Here is an 18,832-nt window from a genome sequence, read left to right on the forward strand (position 1 = left end):
TAATCGCCAGTATCGCGCCATCATTTGCCAAATCAAACAGTTTATTCCTACCGCCATGCATACCCTGACCATCGCTTCCCGTGAAAGTGCACTTGCCATGTGGCAGGCCGAGCATATTCGCGATCGCCTGCGCGCGCTGCACCCCGGCTGCACGGTGAATATCCTGGGCATGACCACGCGCGGCGACCAGATCCTCGACGTCACGCTGTCCAAAATCGGCGGCAAGGGCTTGTTCGTCAAGGAGCTCGAGGTTGCGCTGGAGGCCGGCGAGGCCGATCTGGCGGTGCATTCGATGAAGGACGTGCCGATGGAACTGCCGCCGGGCTTCGCACTTGCCGTGATCGGCGAGCGCGAGGACCCGCGCGACGCCTTCGTGTCGAACCGCTATGAACGCCTGTCCGAGCTGCCGCCCGGTAGCGTGGTCGGCACCTCCAGCCTGCGCCGCGAAGCCCAGTTGCGTGCCCGCTACCCGCACCTGGCGGTGAAGCCGCTGCGCGGCAACGTCGGCACCCGCCTGAAAAAACTCGACGAAGGCCAGTTCGACGCGATCCTGCTGGCTGCCGCCGGCCTCAAGCGGCTCGGGCTGGGCGATCGCATCAAGAGCCTGCTTACCGTGGAAGACAGCATTCCCGCCGCCGGCCAGGGCGCCCTCGGCATCGAGATCCGCAGCGGCAGCAACGAGGTGGCCGCCATGCTGACGGCATTGAACCATCCTGAAACCGCCGCTTGCGTGCGCGCCGAGCGCCAGGTCAGCCGCGTGCTCGGCGGCAGCTGCCAGGTGCCGCTGGGCGCACATGCGGTGCTGCAGGCGGGACGACTGGTGCTGAACGGCTTCGTGGCGAATCCGGACGGCAGCGGCTTCATCCAGGATCGTGCCGAAGGCGATGCGGCCGATCCCGAAGCGGTCGGCCAGATGCTGGCCGACAAGCTGCTGGCGCAAGGCGCGCGCGCCATCCTCGACGCCCTCCCGGCCGCATGACGCAACCTCTGGCCGGTCGCACCGTGTTGGTGACGCGGCCTGCCCATCAGGCGGCCGGCCTGGCGCAGAAGGTTAGGGCGGCGGGCGGGACGGCGTTCGTGTTTCCCGCGCTTGGCATCGAGCCGGTTGCGGCGGATCGGCTGGCGGAGGCGCTCGCGTATCTGGCCGGGGCTGACATCGCGATTTTCATCAGCCCCAATGCCGCACAGTTCGGCATGGCGGCGATCCGCGCACGCGGCGGCTTGCCCGACGCGCTCCGGGTTTTTGCGGTCGGGCCCGGCACTGCGCGCGCGTTGGCGGAACAGGGCGTCGAAGAGGTCGTCACGCCGGACGGACAGGACAGCGAGGCCGTGCTGGCGTTGCCGCAATTGCAGGCGGTGGCTGGCAGACAGGTGGTGATCGTGCGCGGGGTCGGCGGCCGCGCGCTGATGGCCGACACCCTGCGCGCACGCGGCGCCGAAGTGCATTTCATGGAGTGCTACCGGCGTACGTGTCCCCACGCCGACCCCGCGCCCCTGCTGGCGCGCTGGCAGGCGGGCGGCATCGATGCGGTGACGGTTGCCAGCGCGGAGACGCTGCACAATCTGGCGACGCTGCTGGGCGAGCCGGGTACGCCCCTGCTGGCGGCCACCCCGCTTTTCGTCCCGCATGAGAAAATCGCCGATGCGGCTCGCCGCTTCGGCATTGCGCACGTCGTCGCCACTCCGGGGGGCGACGCAGGCCTGCTGGATGGTCTGGTTAACTGGTTCAGGAATAAGACAGGCTCTAAATATGAATGACACGCCCGAAACCTCCTCCGCACCGCCTGTTGCCACGCCCGTGGCAACGCCGCAGCCGCGCATGCATGCGCTGCCGCTCGTTGCCATGCTGGTCTCCGTGCTGGCGCTGGCTGCGGCAGGGTGGTCGTGGTCCGACAGCCGCGAACGCATCCGCGACCTGAAGACCGAGTTGGGACGCCGTCTGGCCGAATCGGGCAAGGACGTGAGCGAATCCCGCCTGCTGGCGCGCAACGCTGACGACGCGATGCGCCAGGTCAGCGAAAAGGTCTCGCATATCGAAAGCCAGATGGCGACCTCGCAGCAACAGCAACTGGCGCTCGAGTCCCTGTACAAGGATCTGGCGCAGGGCCGGGACCAGTGGACGCTGGCCGAAATCGAACAGGTGTTGCTGACCGCCGCGCAGCAGCTGCAGCTGGCAGGCAATGTGAAGGCGGCGATCATCGCGCTGGAGGGCGCCGATACCCGCCTGCAGCGTCTGAACAAACCCCAGTTCACTGCGTTGCGCCGTGCCATTGCCTCGGATCTGGCCAATTTGCGTGCGGCGCCCTCGGTTGACGAGGTGGGGATGAGCGCACGCATCGAGGCCTTGGTGGCACATCATATGGACTGGCCGCTGGCCAGCGCGCAGGCCTCCGAAGCGGTGCCCGCGCCGCGCAGCGTGCGGGCGGCCAACTTCGGCCAGGAACTGTGGTCGGAACTGAAGCACCTGGTGCAGATCCGCCGCGTGGAAGGCAACGAAGCGGTGCTGCTCCCGCCCGACCAGGCCTACTTCCTGCGCGAGAACCTGCGCTTGCGCCTGCTGTCGGCGCGGTTGGCGCTGTTGTCGCAGGATCAGGCGGCATTCCGCGCGGACCTGCACGCGGTGCTGCTCATGCTTGAACGCTATTTCAATACGCGCGATGCCGGAGTCTCCGACGCCATCAAGGAGGTCAAGCGCCTCTCCAGCCTGCAGATCGCCATCAAGCTGCCCGGCATCGACGCCAGCCTGGCCGCCCTCGATGCCTACAAGGGGAATCCGTGATGCGCTGGCTGATCTCGCTGCTCATCGTTGCCGTGCTGGCGGTCGCCCTGGCGATGGCGGGGCGTTACGACCCGGGCTACGTGGTGCTGGTCTACCCGCCGTGGCGGATGGAAATATCCTTCATCGGATTCGTGCTGGCGGTGGTCGGGATGATAGTCGGCGGCATCGTGCTGCTGCGGTTGGCCATGCTCACGCTCAATCTGCCCAGCATCGTGCGCGAGCAACGCGAGCGCCGCGCTGCCCGCAAGCGCGACGAGAATTTCGTCGGCGGCCTGCGGGCGTATGCCGAATATCGCTACCAGGATGCCGAACAATCCCTGGGGCAGTGGCTGGGCGACGAAGCCCGGATCGGCTTGGCACGCGTGCTCGCGGCCCGCGCGGCACAGGAAATGCGCGCGGTCGCGCAGCGCGAGCGACATATCCAGGAAGCCACCGAACACGGCGCCGAACTCGCGGCGCAGCTGTTCGAGGCCGAGGCGCGCCTCGACGCCAAGGACGCCACGGCGGCGCTGGTGGCGATCAACCGGGCCAAGGAAATGGCTCCGCAGCACACCGCGCTGCTGCGGCTCGAACTCAAGGCGAGGCAGATGACGGGACAGTGGGACGAAGCCGAGCGCCTGCTCGACGCGCTGATCCGCAGCAATGCGCTGGAACCGGGCGTTGCCGCACAGAGCCGGCGCATGGTGTACGCCGAGAATCTCAAGCGCCGCGCGGAGGATGATCGCGGGCTGCTGGAATACTGGAAGAAAATCCCGGCGGATTTCAAGGCCGACCCCTGGGTGGCGCGTGCCGGCGCACGTGCCTTCATGCAGCGCGGTGGCCACGATACCGCGCTCGATGTGCTGGAAACCGCGCTCGGGCGCGAGTGGAACGAGGAACTGGTGGCCCTGTACGGCGAAGTGCGCGGCAGCAGCCCGACCCGACAGATCGAACAGGCCGAAAAGTGGCTGCATGCACAGCCACGCGATGCGCAGTTGTTGCTGACGCTGACGCAGCTGTGCAGCGTGCAGCAGCTATGGGGCAAGGCGCAGCCGCCAGTGCCGACGGCCATATCCGCATGGCCGAGCTCAAAACCCAGAGCGGCCAACCCGGCGAAGCCTGTCTGCATTATCAGAAAGCGCTGGCATTGTGCCGTGCGCAGTAGGGTTTAGAGTAGGCGCCTGGCACGTTTGTACGGGGTTGCCATCCTGTGCAGCGTGTACCATTAGACTTTTCTAATATTTGGAAGGAGTGTCCCATGCGTCGTACCTTTTTTGCCGTGTTCGGGATCGTGCTGGGCAGCCTGGTATTGTCTGCGCCCGCCAGTTGGGCTGCCGCGCCCAAGGCCCAACAGTCGGGCCAGACTGCCGGCGTCTACAAGGTGGCCATCGACTCAGGCGTCAGTCTTGACGATGCGGCCCAATCGATGCGCCTGCGAGCCAATGCGCTGAATCTGAAGCTGGTCGCGGAACTGCCGTTGTCCAAGCAGGTGGAAGCGGTGACGGGCAAGCCGCAGCGCACCATCACCATTTTCCAGTTCTGCGACGCGGTCACGGCCAAGGAACTGATCGACATGAGCATGGACTTCGCCATCTACATGCCGTGCCGCATCTCGATGATTGAGGATGCCGACGGTAAGGGCTGGCTGATCATGCCGGACATCAACGTCGATCTGGTGGCGAAGGAAAAGAATCTGCAACAGGAATTGACTACGCGCATCAAGAAAGTGCGCGAAGGGCTGATCGAGATCATGCAGGCGGGCGCCCACGGGGATTTGTAAACCGGTCCGCTTCGAGCGGAACGCCATCCTTCAATCGTAAGAGACTCGAATCGAGATGCCCGCGTCAAGCGGGCATTTTTATTGTGCGGCGGCCGTTTCCGTGTCGGCCGCGTAGACGAAGGCGTCGGCGAAGAATTCATCCTCGGGCAGCTTGCGGGTCTTCACGAAGCTGTCGCGCGCGTTGTCCACCATGACGGGCGCGCCGCAGGCATACACCTGGTAGCCCGACAGGTCGGCAAAATCGGCCAGCACGGCCTCGTGCACGTAGCCGGTGCGGCCCTGCCAGTGATCGCCGGGCTGGGGGTCCGACAGCACCGGGATGAAGCTGAAGTTCGGCCGCTCGGCCAGCCACTGCTGTGGCAGTTCGGCCATGTACAGATCCTTCAGCGAGCGCACTCCCCAGTACAGCACCAGTTCGCGGTCGGTGTGTTCGGCAAAGGCGTGCTCCAGCATGCCCTTGATCGGCGCAAAGCCGGTGCCGCCGGCGATGAAGATCATCGGCTTGTCGGAGTCCTCGCGGATGAAGAAGCTGCCGAGCGGGCCTTTCAGGCGCAGGATGTCGCGTTCCTTCAGGGTGGTGAAAACCTGGTCGCTGAAGAAGCCGCCCGGCACGTGGCGGATGTGCAGCTCCAGCAGCGCATCGTCGTGCGGCGGGTTGGCGAGCGAATAGCTGCGCGTCTTGCCGTCCTTCAACTGGAAGTCGATGTACTGTCCGGCGAGAAACTGCAGGCGTTCGTTGGCGGGCAGCTTGATCTTCACCACCATCACGTCGTCGGCCCGCTTCTCCAGCTTTTCCACCCGGCACGGCAGGGTTTTCACCATGATGTCCTTGGCAGCGCCGATTTCCTTGGCCTCGATGACCATGTCGCTCAGCGGTTTGGCGCGACAGAACAAGGCGCGGCCCTGCGTTTTCTCCTCGTCCTTCAGCGCGTTGGCCGAATGCACGCCGTAGTCGAGCTGGCCGGACAGCACCTTGCCCTTGCAGGCGCCACAGGCGCCGTTGCGGCAGCCATAAGGCAGCGAGAACCCCTCGCGCAGGGCGGCTTCGAGGATGGTTTCGTCGTCGTTGACGGTGAATTGGTGCCCACTGGGCTGGACGGTGACCTGGTACGGCATGATGTGCGCTTAAAATACGGGGATAAACCGGCGGATTATCGCCTGAGTGGACGGGGTTTTCACCCTTGCAGCGCAAGGGTTACAGGCGGAGGCAATGAAAAAGATCTTGATCGTAGGGTTTGGCGACGTCGCCGAGCGACTGGTGGCACGCTACGCCGGCCAAGCCGACTTCATCGGCATGATCCGCCGGCCCGAGCGTGCCGCCGCGTTGCGTGCGTTGGGGGTGACGCCCTATATCGGCGACCTCGATGCGCCTGCCACGCTGAAGCGCCTGCCGCGCGTCGATGGCGTATTCCATTTTGCGCCGCCGCCCAATGAAGGCACGACCGATCCGCGCACGGCCCGGCTACTGCACGCATTGGCCCGGCGCGGCAAGCCGGGCGCGTTGGTGTACATCAGCACCAGCGGTGTGTACGGCGATTGCGGCGGCAACTGGGTCAGCGAAACGCGTCCGGTGGCGCCGGTGAACGGCCGTGCCGTGCGGCGAGTGGACGCCGAACGGCAGCTGCGCAGCTGGGGCGAGGTCCTGGGGGTGCAGGTGAGCATTCTGCGCGCACCGGGCATCTATGCCGCCGACCGTTTGCCGCTCGAACGCATCAAGCGCGGCACGCCCGCGCTGATTGCCCGTGACGACAGCTATACCAACCATATCCACGCCGACGACCTGGCGCGTCTGGCGTGGGCGGCGTTGTTCCGGGGACGCGCGCAGCGCGTCTACCATGCGGTCGACGCGCATCCGTTGAAGATGGGGGACTGGTTCGACAGCTGCGCCGACGCCTTCGACCTGCCGCGGCCGCCCCGCGTGAACCGCGCCGAAGCGGAAAAGGTATTGTCCGAAGCGCTGCTGTCGTTCCTGCGCGAGTCGCGCCAGTTGTCGAACGCGCGCACCACGCGCGAGTTGCGGCTGAAATACCGTTATCCGACTTCGGACGACCTGCTGCGCGAAATCCGGCAGGCGTACCCTGAAGGGCACAAGCACCCTGAAGGGCATCAACGCGGCCAGATGAAGCTGTTTTGAACGATCCGGTTCAGCGCAGCAGGTCGTCCGGTTCCCGCTTGAACTCGCCTTCCAGCACATCGTCGTTTGCCGGGCGCATCGGGTCCGCCTTGCGGCCGGCCCAGGTGCCCGGGATCAGCAGCAGCACGAGTGCGATGGCATCGCTGATGAAGCCGGGGAAGACAAGCAGGCCGCCCGCGAGGAGAATACGGCCGCTGGCGAAGAGGGAGGCCAGGGGATGCGCGCCCGACTGCAGCGAAAACAGCAGGCGCGGCCCCCAGACGGCGCGTTCGATGCGAATCAGCATGATGCCGGCAACGGCTGCCAGCAGCAGCAATAGCAGCACCCAGCTGCCGATGGCATGGGCCACCCAGAAAATACCGATGGCCTCCAGAACCGGAAACGACAGGAGCAGTAGCACAATCCAACCAAAGCGCATGACATGGAACCTTTGTTAATCTTGACGAATGTACCCGATGTTGCGGATGCCGAGAAACTGGCGCACGCATTGATCGAAAGCCGCGCGGCGGCATGCGTGAACGTTTTGGCGGCGTGCCGCTCCATCTACCGTTGGCGGGGTGCGGTGGAAACGGCCGACGAAATCCCGCTGCTGATCAAAACCACCGCGGCACACTACCCGCTGGTCGAGTCGATCGTCCGCGCGCACCACCCCTACGACGTACCTGAACTGATTGCCGTACCGATAACACATGGCCTGCCCGCTTACCTCGACTGGGTGGCCAAGGAGACTGAAAAGCATGATTAAGTGGATTCGTTTGCTGAGCGCACTATTTGCACTTGGGGGTGCGCTTGGGCATTTTCCAGTGGCCCACGCCGAAGATTTTCTTGACCCCGAAGCGGCGTTCAAGTTCTCGGCACGTGCGCTGGACGCCAATACGCTGGAAGCGCGCTGGCAGATCGCCGACGGCTACTACATGTATCGCGACAAGTTCAAGTTCGAGGTCGACGGCGCCACCCTGGGCACGCCGCAACGGCCTGCCGGCAAGGTGAAGCACGACGATAACTTCGGCACGGTCGAAACCTACCGCAAGGATGTGCGGATCGCATTGCCGATCCAGCGTGCTGCGGGCGTCACGTCGGTGACCCTGAAAACAATGTCGCAGGGCTGCGCGGATGCCGGCCTCTGTTACACCCCGCAAAGCGAAAGCGTCACGATCAAGCTGCCCGCGGCCGTCGCCGCTGCGGTGGCCCTGCCTGCGGCCAGTGCGGCGGCTCCCGCGCCCTCCGCGCTGGATCGGTTGCGCAGCCTGGGCGGCGATACCGGCATGCCGCAACTCCTGCCGCCGGACGAGGCTTTCCTGGTCAAGGCGGCCATGCCGGACGCGCAGACGGTCAAGCTGGACTATGCGCCGACCGCCAACACCTACCTGTATCGCGACAAGCTCGCCTTCGTCGTCAAATCGCCGGCCGACATCAAGATCACGCGTGTCGACACGCCTGCGGGCGACATCAAGGACGACCCGAGTTTCGGCCGCACCGAGGTATATCACCATGATTTTTCCGCCAGCCTTGCGCTGTCGCGCGCGCTGGCCGGCAACGAAACCCTGGTGTTGGCCGCAACCTGGCAGGGCTGCAATGAGGCGGTCGGCGTCTGCTATCCGCCGATCAAGCACGACTTTTCCCTGACGGCGAGCGGGGCGGCTGCGCCCGTTGCGACGAGCGACCGGGCTGCCTCGCCGGCCGAACCCGTTGCGGCCGAATCCGATACCTCGAAGATCGAGCGGGTGCTGAAGGGTGGCAGCTTCTGGGCGGTCGTCGCCACCTTCTTCGGATTCGGGCTGCTGCTGGCGCTGACGCCGTGCGTGTTCCCGATGATCCCGATCCTCTCGGGCATCATCGCCGGACAGAACAAGGAACTGACCAAGGCCAGCGGCTTCCTGCTTTCGCTCGCCTATGTGCTGGGCATGGCCATCACCTACGCGCTGGCCGGCGTGGCGGCGGCCCTGTCCGGCACACTGCTGTCGAATGCCCTGCAGAACCCGTGGGCGCTCGGCATCGGCGCCGGCATCTTCGTGCTGCTGGCGCTGTCGATGTTCGGCTTCTTCGAGCTCCAGCTGCCGAGCTTCATCCAGAGCAAATTCTCCGACGCCTCCAACAAGATGAAGGGCGGCAACTTCGTCGGCGTCTTCGTCATGGGCGCGCTGTCGGCCGTGATCGTCGGCCCCTGCGTGGCGCCGCCGCTCGCCGCCGCGCTCGCCTTCATCGCGCAGACCGGCAACACGACGCTGGGTGGCGTCGCGCTGTTCGTGCTGGCACTGGGCATGGGCGTGCCTTTGCTGCTGGTGGGTCTGTCGGCGGGTGCGCTGCTGCCGCGTGCCGGCGGCTGGATGAACGCGGTGAAGTATTTCTTCGGCGTGATGATGCTGGCGATCGCCATTTATCTCATTTCGCCCATCATCCCCGCCTGGATCAACATGCTGCTGTGGGCCGTACTGCTGATCGCCTCCGCGATCTACCTGCACGCGCTCGACCCGCTGCCGGAGAAAGCTTCTGGCTGGAAGCGTTTGTGGAAGGGGCTCGGCGTGGTGCTGCTGGTCGGCGGGCTGTCGATCATTCTCGGCATGCTGGCGGGCAGTCGTGACCTGTTGCAGCCGCTGGAGATCTACAAGGGCAGCGTCTTCAAAGGAGGCGCAGGCGGCATTGCGATGGCAGCCGAGCAGGAGGGGCTGGCATTCGAGAGAGTGAAGAGTGTCGCGGAGCTCGATACCCGGCTGGCCGCGGCCAAGGCCGAGGGCCGGGCGGTCATGCTCGATTTTTATGCGGACTGGTGCGTGTCGTGCAAGGAAATGGAACACCTGACCTTCAGTGATCCCAAGGTGCAGGCTCGCCTGCACAAGATGGTCCTGCTGCAGGTCGACGTCACGGCCAACACCGATGCCGACAAGGCCTTGCTGAAACGCTTCAACCTGTTCGGGCCGCCCGGCCTACAAGGTGATCGGTTTCGAAAAGGCGGACAAGTTTCTCGCCAGCATCAACTCGGCGCTCGGCCAGTAAGCTTGCCCGCCCCTGAAGCCCTGCGAGCTTGCGCCCGCAGGGCTTTTCGTTTTATGGCTGGCGCCGCAATACCGCGATAGCGTCGAGCAAAGGGGTGACGACCGGCTGGATCTTGCGCCGCATCAGCGAGCCGATGGCCGTGGTCTTGAGGAAGATCGGTCGCACCGTGTCGGCATCCACCGCAGCCAGTGCGTCCAGCGCCGCGCAGTCCGTTTCGAATTGCGGCGCGGCAGCGAGCAATGCGGTACGTGCGGCGGCACGTGAGGCTTCATCCGCCTGGCGAAGCGGCGCGCACCAGCCGGCCAGTGCATTCAGCGTGTGGTTCACGACTTCCTGGATTTCCGGGCGGTCGAGAATGGTCGCGGTGGTGGCGAGGAAGGTTTGCCCTTGTCCGGACAAGGCCTTGTCGAGCATCGCGCCGTAGGAATTGCCGGCGAGCTGCGGCACGCTGGCGTGGTCGACCCGCGCAGGGCGCGGGTTGGGCAGGTCGTCCGGCTGCAGCTCGAGAAAAGCCACGTAATAGGAGTTGCGGCTGTTGCCGCGTTTCCAGATCGACAGCCGTTCGGCGTCGCTGAGTACGCCGGAGTACAGCATCACCGCGACGGTATCGAGAATGCCGACGTCGTCCTCGTGCAGGAAGGCGAGATGCTCGACAAGGAACTCGGCCAGCGTGCGTCCCATGCTGCCCTGGCACACGACATCGCGCATCAGCATCAGCCGTGCGTTCTCGATGGTCGGCATGCACCACCAGGCGTAACGCGCCAGCTCGTCGGTGAGTGCAGGCGAGTGCACCACCGCGACGACCGCTTCCTCTTCGGCGATCAGCAGCAACTGCGCCAGATGCTGGGTCGACAGTCCAGCCTGCGATTGCCGTGTCCAGCGCGTCAGATGCACCGGATAGCCGCCGGGCGAACCCAGGGCGTGGCCGGATAGCATCTCGCGCACGCGTTTCAGGTAGCGGTCGGAACGCTCGGTGGGTTTGAGCGGCACGCTGGCCTCGCCCTGCGGCGTCAACGCCCACAGCGTCATGTTCGACTCGTCGATGCGGACGGCTTTGAGTTCGGTGTTGAAGAGAACGTTGAGACGCAGTTCGTCTTCCGGGGACAGTTCGTCGTTCATAGCGTCTTGAATATTTCGCGCGCCGCGCTGATCGTGGCGTCGATGTCTGCGTCGCTGTGCGCGGCGGAGACGAAACCCGCCTCGAACGCCGACGGGGCGAGATAGATGCCGTGGTCGAGCATGGCGTGGAAGAAACGGTTGAACGTCTCCTTGTCGCATTGCATCACCTCGGCGAAGCTCGCCGGCGGCTTGGCAGCGAAATACAGGCCGAACATGCCGCCGACCGAATCAGCGCAGAAGGTGACACCGGCGCCTTTTGCGGCGGCGGAGAGGCCCTTCACCAGTTTTTCGGTGTGGGCGGCGAGTGTCGTGTAGAAACCTGGCACGGACACCGCTTCCAGTGTGGCGAGGCCAGCCGCAACAGCGACTGGATTGCCGGACAGCGTGCCGGCCTGGTACACCGGGCCGGTTGGTGCCAGCGCGTCCATCACGTCTGCGCGGCCGCCGAAGGCACCTACCGGCATGCCGCCGCCGATCACCTTGCCAAGCGTAGTCAGATCCGGCTGGATGCCGAGCAGTTTTTGCGCGCAGCCGAGATCGACGCGGAAGCCGGTCATCACCTCGTCGAAGATCAGCAGGGCGCCATGGGCATTGCATAGCCGGCGCATTGTGGCCATGAATTCGGCAGTCGGCTTCACCAGGTTCATGTTGCCCGCGAAAGGCTCGACGATGATGCAGGCGATCTCCTTGCCGATCTCGGCGAAAGTGCGCTCGAGCCCGGCGACGTCGTTGTAATCCAGCACGATCGTCTGTGCCGCAACTTCCGGTGGCACGCCGGCCGAAGTCGGGTTGCCGAAGGTGAGCGCGCCGGAGCCGGCCTTCACCAGCAGGAAGTCGGCGTGGCCGTGGTAGCAGCCCTCGAACTTGATGAACTTGGAGCGGCCGGTGAAGCCGCGCGCGAGACGGATCGCGCTCATGGTCGCTTCGGTGCCGGACGACACGAGACGTACCTTCTCGATGCTCGGCAGCAACTGCGTGATGCGGTTGGCGATGGTGAGTTCGGCCTCGGAGGGCGCGCCGAACGACAGGCCGTTGGCGGCAGCGTCCTGCACAGCCTTCACCGTACCGGGATGCGCGTGGCCAAGAATGGCCGGTCCCCAGGAGCCGACGTAGTCGATGTATTCCCGGCCGTCGGCGTCCCACACGCGCGAGCCCTTGGCGCGGCTGAAGAACACCGGGGTGCCGCCGACGCTCTTGAAGGCGCGCACCGGCGAGTTCACCCCGCCGGGGATGACTTTCTGCGACTGTTCGAATAGCTGTTCGTTGCGGGTCATGGCTGCTTTCATGGTTGGGCGTTTCACTCTTCGGATTCGGTTTCGAATAATTGATTCAGGTCGTGCGCAGCGGCTTGGATGTCGGGGGCGTCGAACAGGGCCGAGAGCACGGCCAGGCTGTCGGCACCGGCGTCGAGCAACAGCGGCGCGTTGGCCAGCGTGATGCCGCCGATGGCGACCAGCGGCACCTGGATGACTGCCGTGGCGTCGCGCAGCAGGTCGAGGCCGGCGCGCGGTGCGGCCGGCTTGGTGGGCGATGCAAAGAAACTGCCGAAGGCCACGTAGTCGGCGCCCGTGGCCTGGGCTGCCTGCGCCAGTTCGAGGTCCTGGTAGCACGACGCGCCGATGAGTTTGTCCTTGCCGAGGATGATGCGCGCTTCGCGCAGGCTGCCGTCATCGCGTCCCAGATGCACGCCGTCGGCGTCCGTCAGGTCAGCCAGCCGAAGGTCGTCGTTGACGATCAGCGGCACGCCGAAGCGGCGACACAGCGCGACCAGTTCGCTGGCCTGTTCGTGGCGGCGCGCGACGTCATCCGATTTGTCACGGTACTGCACTGCGGCAACGCCGCCGGCGAGCGCCGCCTCGACCTGCGTCAGCAGCTGCTCGGTGTCGGCGGTTTCGGCGGTGAGGGCGTAGATGCCGCCCGGGAATTCACGCATGGCAAGAATCAGGCATTGCCTTCGGCCTGCCCGTCCTGCGCCCAGAAGAAACGCTCGGGAATGTATTGGCCCATGCCGGGCCGGAACGCAGCCTTCAGGGATTCATAGGTGAAGTTCTGCGCGTCGCGTACCGCCTGGGGGACGTCCTGGCCGTAGGCCAGGGCGGCGGCGATGGCCGAGGCAAGCGTGCAGCCCGAACCGTGGTAGCTGCCGGGCAGGCGGTCCCAGGCGTCGGTCTGCACGTGGCCGTCGGCGTCGTACAGGCTGTTCAACACGCGCGGGGTGGCCTCGTGGGTGCCGGTGACGAGGACATACTCGCAGCCGAGATCGGTCAAATGCTTGGCGCAAGCGGCGAGGTCCATGTCGTCCTCGTCCGATTCGAACAGCGCCAGCCGCCGCGCCTCGTGGCTGTTCGGTGTGAGGATGCTGGTCTGCGGAATCAGCAGGTCGCGCATGGCGGCGATCATGTCGTCATTGGCGAGTTCGTCGCCGCGCCCGGAAGCCAATACCGGATCGAGGATGACCGGAATATCCGGATAGTCGGCCAGGATTTCGGCAATCACCGCGATCGATTCGGCGCTTCCCAGTATGCCGAGCTTGAACGCGGCCACCGGTACGTCTTCCAGCAGCATGCGTGCCTGATCGGCCACCCACTCGGCGTCGATCACCAGGATCTCGTCGACGCCGGCGGTATCCTGCACGGTGAGCGCGGTGATCACCGACAAGGGATGGCAGCCCATGCTGGCCAGCGTCAACAGGTCGGCCTGGATGCCTGCGCCGCCGGTCGGGTCGGACGCGGCGAAACTGAGCACCAGCGGCGGCGTGGGTTTGGGGGCGAAAATAGGCGGCATGGCGTCACTGCTTTAAAATCAATCTCCAATTTTAGCCGATTCCCCAAGAGCCTACTCCAGTAGAAATCATGCCCCGCGTTGAGCCCAGGACCGGATGGATGCAAGGCGCAGTGCGCCGGCAAGGGTCGTCCCTTGCCAAGCGCTGCAACGTCGCAGACGCCGATCCTGGTCTCAACCCGAAGGGCCGGTTGCCTGCGGGCGCATTGCCGCGTTGCGGGTGGCTCATGGAGAATGGCTACACTTCGCCCCCCGCGCCTTGCACTGCATCCCGCAGGCAACCGGCGCGGGGCATGATTTTTACTGGAATAGGCTTTACCCCATGTCCGAAACCCCTGAATACAAAAGCTGGATGTGCCTGATCTGCGGCTACATCTACCACGAGGAAAGCGGTGCGCCCGAGGATGGAATTCCGCCCGGCACGCGTTGGGAAGACGTGCCGATCAACTGGACATGCCCCGATTGCGGTGCGCGCAAGGAAGATTTCGAGATGGTGGCGTTTTAAAACTCGGATTCGTCATCTGCCCGCTCAAGTAAAGCATCGGAATGGGCGATAGTTACGTTGGCCTATCGAATCCCACTTCGAACAGAGTGGGATACTATATGGCGCCCCTGTCAATGGTACGGTAAGACAAGAAACGGGGTACATATAAATCAGGAGACGATAATGATGATGCGGTGGATGACAACGTGGGTTCTGTTTGTTTTCTCAACAAGCGTATGGGCGATTTCCCCTTATCTCCAAGGCGATTCGGTAAAGGGGGGGAACGTGCAGGCGGCAGCGACGGCTGTCGAGTCCAAGCTCAAGACCGGTGGTTTCAAGGTGGTCGGCAAGTATTTCCCCAAAACCCTGGCGGGGTATGGCGTAGTCATCGCCACGGATGAGGCCATGCTCGACGAAGTGGGGTCGGTCGGGGGGAATGCCATCCTGGGTGCGGCGATCCGCGTGGGCGTGACCGCGGACGGCAGTGTGGCGTACACCAATCCCGACTATTGGTATCGCGCCTATTTCCGCAAAGCTTTCGCCAAGAAGGAAGACGCAGTCAAGGCCCTGCAGGCGCGCCTGCAGGATGCGCTGGGCGCCGGCAAGGGCCTGGGCGGTGACGAATCGGCCAGCAGTCTGGCCAACTACCGCTACATGATCGGCATGGAGCGCCTCGATTCGCCGAAGAACAAGCTGGCCGAATATGGCAGCTTTGCAGAGGCGTTGAAAACCGTGCGCGACAATCTGGCCAAAGGCGTCGGCAAGACGGCCAAAATCTACGAAGTCGTGATGCCCAATCGCAAGCTGGCCGTATTTGGCGTGGCGATGAATGATGGCGAGAACAGCGACGGCGACTGGATCAAGAAAATCGACATGCAGAACAATATCGCCGGCCTGCCCTACGAGATTTATGTGGTCGACAAGGAGGTGGAGTCGCCACACGGCCGCTTCCGCATCGCACTGGCGTTCCCGGACGTCGGGATGGGGCAATTCATGCGGATTTCCTCCCTGCCCAATACCATTCTCGAAACCATGAGCGCGGTGGCCGGGGTTGAGAAGAAGTCCAGTGGGGAAGCCTGGCAGCAGTAACGTATTGATTCCAGGCCGGGAAAAGGGGCGTTGCGTTGCAACGCCCTTTTTGTTGCCCACCTGATCCTCGATGCGCATGCACTAAAGAAGCGCGGACCGGTGCCGTAATGTTTACCACACAGGGGGGGTGGCACGTGCCGTTCCCCCGATGACCCTGCTGGAGAAACGTGTGGACAATGAAGCATTGAAAGGCGTCAAGGTGATGGTCATCGATGACAGCAACACCATACGCCGCAGCGCAGAAATCTTCCTGAACCAGGCGGGCTGCGAAGTCATCCTGGCGCAGGACGGTTTCGACGCGCTGGCCAAGATCACCGACCACGAGCCGGACGTGGTGTTCGTCGACATCATGATGCCGCGACTCGACGGCTACCAGACCTGCTCGCTGATCAAGCGCAATGCCAAGTACCGCACCACGCCCGTCATCATGCTGTCGTCCAAGGACGGCCTGTTCGACCGGGCACGCGGCCGCATGGTGGGGTCCGATGAATACCTGACCAAGCCGTTCACCAAGGATACGTTGCTGACGGCGGTGCGCGAGCATACGTGCGCAGGCGCTTAATTTTCTTCTAGGAGCATAGATATGGCGATCAGCCGAATTCTGGTTGTGGATGATTCTCCCACCGAGCGCTTTTTCCTGTCCGAGTTGCTGGTCAAGAACGGCTATCTGGTCAGCATGGCCGAAAGCGGCGAAGAAGCTGTCGCCCAGGCCAAACAGACCCTGCCCGACCTGATCGTGATGGACGTCGTCATGCCCGGCATGAACGGCTACCAGGCGACCCGCATGATCACCAAGGAAGACGCGACCAAGCATATCCCGGTCATCATGTGCACCACCAAGGGCCAGGAAACCGACAAGGTATGGGGCATGCGCCAGGGCGCGAAAGCCTATCTGGTCAAGCCCGTGAAGCCGGAAGACCTGCTGTCGCAAATCAAGGCCTTGGGCTAAGCACACCGCCATGGCCAAGAAATTCAATCTGCGCGAATTTCAGACCCAACTTTCGCAGCAGTTGCAGGCGGCGGCCAGCCGCGACAACTCCGGTTCGCGACTGGGTTTTCGCGTGGGTGACGTGAACTGGCTGGTGAGCCTCTCCGATACGGAGGAGGTGATCCCGGTTCCGCCCATCGTCAAGGTGCCCGGTGCGTGCCGGTGGTTTCGCGGCGTCGCCAACATCCGCGGCAACCTGTTTGCAGTGAGCGACTTTGCGGATTTCATGGGGCAGGGCGTGACACCCGAACACGCCGATTGCCGCCTGTTGATCCCGCATCACGATTTCGGCGTCAATGCGGCCCTGCTGGTGCGCAATACCTTAGGCCTGAAGAACATCAACCGCTACCAGCCGAGCAGTGCACGCGCAGCGCACCCATGGGTTGCGCGCCACTATGCGGACGAGGCAGGCGTCGACTGGTGCGACATGGACTTCGGACAGCTGCTCGGCAATACCGAGTTCCTCAAGGTCGAAGCACAGATCGGCAATTGATTGATCATTAAAACCGGGCGCACAGGCGCCGATACAGTGGAAGGACTGGAGCGATGAACATGGCAATCACGATGAATGGCCTCAAAGGGCTGGCGGGCCGTATGACGGGCAAGGCTGCGGGCAAAGCGGGCACCGAACACACCACCCTGATCATGCAGACCGTGCGCAAGCTGGCGGACAAGGAACCTGGCAAGGCACCCTTGATCGGCAGCCTGCCCGTCGAAAAGCAATATCTCTATACCGGCGGTACCCTGATCATCTCCCTGTTGCTGGCAGCCGGTTTCACCATCTACAGTTCGCTCCAGCTCGACAACCGCACCGGTTATGAAACGCGCGCGGGCGAGCTGAAAGTGTTGTCGCAGCGCCTGCCGCTGACCGCCCAGCAGTCTGTCCTGGGTAATGCTGCGGCTTTCAAGAAACTGGCAGCGGGCAAGGCCTCGTTCGAGGCAACGCTGAAGGGCTTGACCGAAGGCGACGATACCGTGCCTGCGTCCACGGGTGCGGCGCGCGCGACGCTGGAGAAGATCGAGGCGCAATGGAAGACGTTCAATCCGCAGGTCACACAGATCCTGTCGCAGCAGAAAAACCTGGTGGCGACGAGCGTCAGCATCAAACGCATTAACGACCTGAGCGTCGACTTGCAGGAAGTGGCCGAGCAGCTCGCCAGCCAGCTGGCAGATTCCGGTGCCAGCGTGCGCGAAGTGTCGCGCGCCAACCATCTGGTCATGTTGAGCCAGCGTCTGCCGAAAAACGCCAACCTGCTGCTGTCGGCCGAGTTGATCGACCCTGCCGTGGTGATGCAGTTGGAGAAAGACACGACGTCGTTCCGCGATACTGTGCAGGCATTGATGGCGGGCGGGGCCAGCCGCAACGAGAACAGCATGGCGACGCTGGAAGACCTCGGTAGCAACATGGGCGACATGGTCGAGGTGGTCGGCTCCGTGTTGGCCAATACGCAGCCGCTGCTGCAGGCCAAGGTGTCGGCCAAGAACCTGTTCACCGGCAGCGACACGTTGTTGGCGAATACCGATCAGCTGTCGAAGGACTATCAGTCCGTCGGGGGTGCCGGCTATCTGCTGGCCGCACTGTTCGGCCTGCTGGCGATCGGTTCGTTGGTGATGCTGGGGTTGGTCAACATCAACGAGACCAAGTCGCGGGCGCGCAGAAGCGAAGAAGAGAACGGCCGCAACCAGGAGGCGATCCTGCGTCTGATGGACGAACTGGGCGAACTGGCCGAAGGCAACCTCACCATCAACGCCAGCGTGACCGAAGACATCACCGGCGCGGTGGCCGACTCGATCAACTACACGGTCGAGGAATTGCGTACCCTGGTGCGCGGGATCAACAATGCCGCGCAACAGATGGACCAGGCGGCCAGCCAGGCGGGCCAGGTGTCCGATTCGCTGCAGCAGGCGGCGCGCCGTCAAACTGTGGAAATCGAAGGGACCTCGGCTGCGGTGGTGAGCCTGGCGCAGTCGGTGCAACAGGTGTCGGGCAACGCCGCCGAGTCTGCCCGTGTGGCCGAACAGTCATTGGCTGCCGCCGAGAAGGGCCAGCAGGCGGTGGCCAACGCCATTGCCAGCATGAACGGCCTGCGCGAACAGATCCAGGAAACGTCGAAGCGAATCAAGCGCCTTGGCGAATCCTCGCAGGAAATCGGCGAAATCGTCGAACTGATTTCCGACATTACCGAACAGACCAACGTGCTGGCGCTCAACGCCGCCATCCAGGCGGCGTCTGCGGGCGAAGCCGGTCGTGGTTTCTCGGTGGTGGCGGAAGAAGTGCAGCGGCTGGCGGAACGCTCGGCCGATGCGACCAAGCAGATCGCCGCGATCGTGAAGACCATTCAGTCGGATACCCACGACACGGTGGCGGCGATGGAAGTGTCGACCCAGGGCGTGGTCGAGGGCGCCAAGCTGTCCGATGCCGCGGGCCAGACGCTGGCCGAGATCGGCGACGTGTCTAAGAAGCTGGCCGGGCTGATCGCCGACATTTCCTCGGCCACTCAGAGCCAGGCTGAATCGACCGCCAAGGTGGCCGAAACCATGCAGGACATCAAGTCCATTTCGGCGCAGACCAGCAGCGGTACGCAGCAGACCGCCGAGTCGATCGGCGGCATGAAGCAGCTGGCACAGGATCTGAAGAATTCGGTTGCAGGCTTCAAGCTCGCCTGATCGGACTGAACGCGTAGACAAGCGGTCAACGACCCCAG

General features: G+C 64.0%; 20 protein-coding genes. 14 read left to right on the forward strand and 6 right to left on the reverse strand.

Going from position 1 to position 18,832, the window contains the following annotated elements; genetic code table 11:
* Positions 1-55 precede the first annotated feature (55 nt).
* The 5 genes from hemC (at position 56) to ABT23_RS08955 (ending at position 4,538) form a co-directional block, all read left to right on the forward strand.
* Complete coding sequence (gene hemC / locus ABT23_RS08935) at positions 56-979, forward strand: hydroxymethylbilane synthase (RefSeq protein ID WP_296633876.1); 924 nt, start codon at positions 56-58, stop codon at positions 977-979.
* Positions 976-1,758 carry a uroporphyrinogen-III synthase gene (locus ABT23_RS08940; RefSeq protein ID WP_296633878.1) on the forward strand — a complete coding sequence of 261 codons (783 nt, stop codon included), beginning with the start codon at positions 976-978 and terminating at the stop codon, positions 1,756-1,758. The genes hemC and ABT23_RS08940 overlap by 4 nt, the downstream gene beginning before the upstream one ends.
* Positions 1,751-2,779 carry a uroporphyrinogen-III C-methyltransferase gene (locus ABT23_RS08945; RefSeq protein WP_296633879.1) on the forward strand — a complete coding sequence of 343 codons (1,029 nt, stop codon included), beginning with the start codon at positions 1,751-1,753 and terminating at the stop codon, positions 2,777-2,779. The genes ABT23_RS08940 and ABT23_RS08945 overlap by 8 nt, the downstream gene beginning before the upstream one ends.
* On the forward strand, positions 2,779-3,930 hold the full coding sequence (locus ABT23_RS08950) for a heme biosynthesis HemY N-terminal domain-containing protein (RefSeq protein WP_296633882.1): 1,152 nt from the start codon (positions 2,779-2,781) through the stop codon (positions 3,928-3,930). Before ABT23_RS08945 ends, ABT23_RS08950 begins: the two co-directional genes overlap by 1 nt.
* 86 nt (positions 3,931-4,016) lie before the next feature.
* Positions 4,017-4,538, forward strand: a complete 522-nt coding sequence (locus ABT23_RS08955) for a DUF302 domain-containing protein (RefSeq protein WP_296633886.1) — start codon at positions 4,017-4,019, stop codon at positions 4,536-4,538.
* 78 nt (positions 4,539-4,616) lie between these two features.
* Here the strand turns inward: ABT23_RS08955 and ABT23_RS08960 are convergent, their stop codons facing one another.
* Positions 4,617-5,654 carry a CDP-6-deoxy-delta-3,4-glucoseen reductase gene (locus ABT23_RS08960; protein WP_296633888.1) on the reverse strand — a complete coding sequence of 346 codons (1,038 nt, stop codon included), beginning with the start codon at positions 5,652-5,654 and terminating at the stop codon, positions 4,617-4,619.
* Positions 5,655-5,748: 94 nt separating this feature from the next.
* Here ABT23_RS08960 and ABT23_RS08965 point away from each other — a divergent pair, with 94 nt between their 5' ends.
* On the forward strand, positions 5,749-6,672 hold the full coding sequence (locus tag ABT23_RS08965; protein ID WP_296633890.1) for an SDR family oxidoreductase: 924 nt from the start codon (positions 5,749-5,751) through the stop codon (positions 6,670-6,672).
* Positions 6,673-6,682: 10 nt separating this feature from the next.
* Here ABT23_RS08965 and ABT23_RS08970 read toward each other — a convergent pair whose 3' ends face one another.
* Positions 6,683-7,090, reverse strand: a complete 408-nt coding sequence (locus ABT23_RS08970; RefSeq protein ID WP_296633895.1) for an FxsA family protein — start codon at positions 7,088-7,090, stop codon at positions 6,683-6,685.
* Between the two features lie 3 nt (positions 7,091-7,093).
* Between ABT23_RS08970 and cutA the strand changes: the two genes are divergently transcribed.
* Positions 7,094-7,417 (forward strand): divalent-cation tolerance protein CutA, encoded by a 324-nt coding sequence (gene cutA / locus ABT23_RS08975; RefSeq protein WP_296633897.1) that lies wholly within the window; start codon positions 7,094-7,096, stop codon positions 7,415-7,417.
* On the forward strand, positions 7,410-9,746 hold the full coding sequence (gene dsbD, locus ABT23_RS08980) for a protein-disulfide reductase DsbD (RefSeq protein ID WP_296633898.1): 2,337 nt from the start codon (positions 7,410-7,412) through the stop codon (positions 9,744-9,746). Before cutA ends, dsbD begins: the two co-directional genes overlap by 8 nt.
* Here dsbD and ABT23_RS08985 read toward each other — a convergent pair.
* From ABT23_RS08985 to ABT23_RS09000, 4 genes are read right to left on the reverse strand one after another with little or no spacing between them, the layout of a single operon-like run.
* A complete protein-coding gene (locus tag ABT23_RS08985; protein ID WP_296633900.1) occupies positions 9,718-10,785 on the reverse strand; it encodes a hypothetical protein in 1,068 nt (355 codons plus the stop codon). The genes dsbD and ABT23_RS08985 overlap by 29 nt on opposite strands.
* Complete coding sequence (gene hemL / locus ABT23_RS08990) at positions 10,782-12,059, reverse strand: glutamate-1-semialdehyde 2,1-aminomutase (RefSeq protein WP_296633902.1); 1,278 nt, start codon at positions 12,057-12,059, stop codon at positions 10,782-10,784. Before hemL ends, ABT23_RS08985 begins: the two co-directional genes overlap by 4 nt.
* A gap of 23 nt (positions 12,060-12,082) precedes the next feature.
* Positions 12,083-12,718 carry a thiamine phosphate synthase gene (gene thiE, locus ABT23_RS08995; RefSeq protein WP_296633905.1) on the reverse strand — a complete coding sequence of 212 codons (636 nt, stop codon included), beginning with the start codon at positions 12,716-12,718 and terminating at the stop codon, positions 12,083-12,085.
* An 8-nt stretch (positions 12,719-12,726) separates the two neighbouring features.
* Entirely contained in the window at positions 12,727-13,569 is an 843-nt protein-coding gene (locus ABT23_RS09000) for a hydroxymethylpyrimidine/phosphomethylpyrimidine kinase (RefSeq protein ID WP_296633907.1), read from the reverse strand.
* A 319-nt stretch (positions 13,570-13,888) separates the two neighbouring features.
* Between ABT23_RS09000 and ABT23_RS09005 the strand changes: the two genes are divergently transcribed.
* From ABT23_RS09005 to ABT23_RS09030, 6 genes are all read left to right on the forward strand, one after another.
* A complete protein-coding gene (locus ABT23_RS09005) occupies positions 13,889-14,071 on the forward strand; it encodes a rubredoxin (protein WP_296633910.1) in 183 nt (60 codons plus the stop codon).
* 264 nt (positions 14,072-14,335) lie between these two features.
* Positions 14,336-15,139 carry a hypothetical protein gene (locus ABT23_RS09010; protein ID WP_296633913.1) on the forward strand — a complete coding sequence of 268 codons (804 nt, stop codon included), beginning with the start codon at positions 14,336-14,338 and terminating at the stop codon, positions 15,137-15,139.
* A gap of 148 nt (positions 15,140-15,287) precedes the next feature.
* On the forward strand, positions 15,288-15,701 hold the full coding sequence (locus ABT23_RS09015) for a response regulator (RefSeq protein ID WP_018507284.1): 414 nt from the start codon (positions 15,288-15,290) through the stop codon (positions 15,699-15,701).
* A 21-nt stretch (positions 15,702-15,722) separates the two neighbouring features.
* Complete coding sequence (locus ABT23_RS09020) at positions 15,723-16,088, forward strand: response regulator (RefSeq protein ID WP_018507283.1); 366 nt, start codon at positions 15,723-15,725, stop codon at positions 16,086-16,088.
* Between the two features lie 10 nt (positions 16,089-16,098).
* Entirely contained in the window at positions 16,099-16,620 is a 522-nt protein-coding gene (locus ABT23_RS09025) for a chemotaxis protein CheW (protein WP_296633916.1), read from the forward strand.
* 59 nt (positions 16,621-16,679) lie between these two features.
* On the forward strand, positions 16,680-18,794 hold the full coding sequence (locus tag ABT23_RS09030; protein WP_296633919.1) for a methyl-accepting chemotaxis protein: 2,115 nt from the start codon (positions 16,680-16,682) through the stop codon (positions 18,792-18,794).
* Positions 18,795-18,832: the final 38 nt, after the last annotated feature.

The sequence above is a fragment of the Thiobacillus sp. SCN 63-57 genome, assembly GCF_001725555.1.
In the GTDB taxonomy this organism is placed as follows: domain Bacteria; phylum Pseudomonadota; class Gammaproteobacteria; order Burkholderiales; family Thiobacillaceae; genus Thiobacillus.